Here is a 2,176-nt window from a genome sequence, read left to right as displayed (position 1 = left end):
ATGTGGGCGCGGCGTGTTTTGAGGAAATCTTCCGCAATCAGGTCACGCGCGGCAAGCATGGCGGCGTTGAGCCATTGGTGTGAAGTTGCCTCCTTCGGATCTACGCCCAAGATGAAAATCAGCTTGTAAACGATGGATTTACGGATGGTTTCGGCGTCCGGTTTAGGCATTACATAATCGTAACCGGAGATGGGGAGTTTTTTCTTAGCCATGGAAGCCTTTCTCTAGCGTGAGGCACTGGACAACGCGCCTGATGGTTTTATTAAAAACAACGAAACTCGGTTTTCAGACGGCCTGACAACGGCAACAGGCCGTCTGAAAGGAATGGTGCGTAGATTTGTTACAAACCAAGGAGATTATAGCGGAAAGATTCAAAAAAAGGATATATTTTTCTTTATAAAACATTTAATTAACAATTAAACCATTCATCATCTTATTGGCATTTTCAATTTATACCACTAAGCTACAAATCAGAAAATACTGACAAAATATCAAAGAGTTAATCAACCAATAGTTTAATTCTCATTTAATTTGTTTTATGTAAAATCCAAATCCCCATATGCTCAACAACACATTTCCCAGCCTCTTCGTAATTAAATTTCTCAGATGGTACGCAAGAAATTTCCCAATTGCCTTGAGGCAGGTTAAATAACTGACGACTACGTTTGGCATTGACCAACAGCAGCCATTCATCGTCCAAAACAACCTGAATTGCCTTGCTGCCCCTGTTGTGCCAACAATATTCGGTCATCGGGCTGCCATCCGCATTGAGCCATTGCACACGCTCTTTTTCCCACCAGCAATCATCTGTCAGAAGCTTGATTTGGCTGCGTACGCGTATCAGCGCTTGAGTGTAATTTTGCAACTCATGAGGCTCATTTTGCCAATCCAACCATGTAATCGGATTATCTTGGCAGTAGCTGTTGTTGTTGCCTTGCTGACTGTTGCCGAACTCATCGCCTGCCAAAAGCATGGGCGTACCGTTGGATAAAAATAAGGAGGCAAGCAGCGCTTTGGAGGTGTATTCACGATTTTGCAAAACCTCTTCATCATCGGTTTCGCCTTCTACGCCGTGGTTGTAGCTGATGTTTTCATTATGCCCGTCGCGGTTGTTTTCGCCGTTAGCTTCGTTGTGTTTTTCGTTATAGCTGACCAAATCACGCAGAGTGAAGCCGTCGTGTGCAGTAATGAAGTTGATGCTGGCGGACGGGTGGCGGCCGCTGTGGTTGAAAATATCGGACGACCCGGCCAAGCGTTCGGCAAATGCGCCCAAATTGCCGCTTTCCCATGACCAAAACGCGCGCATGTCATCGCGGAAACGGCCGTTCCATTCGGCAAAAGGTTGCGGGAAATTACCCAAGTGATAGCCGCCCTCGCCGATGTCCCATGCTTCGACAATCAGCTTCAAACCGGCCAACACAGGATCTTGATACAGGACTTGGAAAAAACGGCCGTACGATTGGAAATCGGGTTCGCGTCCCAATACGGTTCCCAAATCGAAACGAAAGCCGTCGATATGAAACTCTTCCGCCCAATAGCGCAGGCTGTCTGCCGCCCAACGGGTAACGTCGCGCCGGACAATATTGAGCGTATTGCCGCAACCCGACCAGTTTTCATAATTGCCGTAAGGGGTGTGCCAATACCATAAGGTGTTGTCGATACCGCGCTGACACAGCATCGGGCCTTTGTCGTCCTGCTCGGCCGTGTGGTTGTACACAACATCTAAAATCACTTCCAAACCTGCCTGATGCAGGGCTTTGACCGCTTGTTTAAATTCTGCCGCCGCACGTTCGGGATTGTCGGCATAAGACGGCTCAACGGCAAAATGGGAATAAGTGTTGTAGCCCCAATAATTGCTCAAGCCCATCTGCTGAAGATGGTATTCATCCAGATGAAAATGAATCGGCAGCAGCTCGACCGTCGTTACCCCCAATTCTTGCAAATAGGCCAAAACCCGTTTATCGCACAAGGCTTTATAAGTGCCTGCATACTTCAAATCAGGGAATTGCTTGGTCACCCCTTTGACATGGGCTTCATAAATAACGGTTTTGCCCCACGGTATTTCCGGACGGCAATCTTTGGCCCAATTAAATCGGCTGCGTCCGACCACGACGCTTTTCGGCGCAACGGCGGCATTGTCGCGTTCATCTTCCGGCCTGAACCATGCCATTTCTTC

The 2,176-nt window shown here is 47.9% G+C and carries 2 protein-coding genes; both read right to left on the bottom strand.

Translation table 11 applies throughout. The features are described 5' to 3' along the window. A partial coding sequence (locus tag ACTHUE_RS16370; protein WP_440423999.1) for a hypothetical protein occupies positions 1-212 on the bottom strand: 212 nt, incomplete at its 3' end. 314 nt (positions 213-526) lie between these two features. Further along, on the bottom strand, positions 527-2,176 hold a 1,650-nt coding region (gene glgX, locus ACTHUE_RS16365), incomplete at its 5' end, for a glycogen debranching protein GlgX (protein WP_440423998.1).

This window comes from Neisseria sp. P0021.S005, assembly GCF_051956955.1.
The sequence above is the reverse complement of the archived record's forward strand: the minus strand, read 5'-3'. Positions and strand labels throughout refer to the sequence as shown.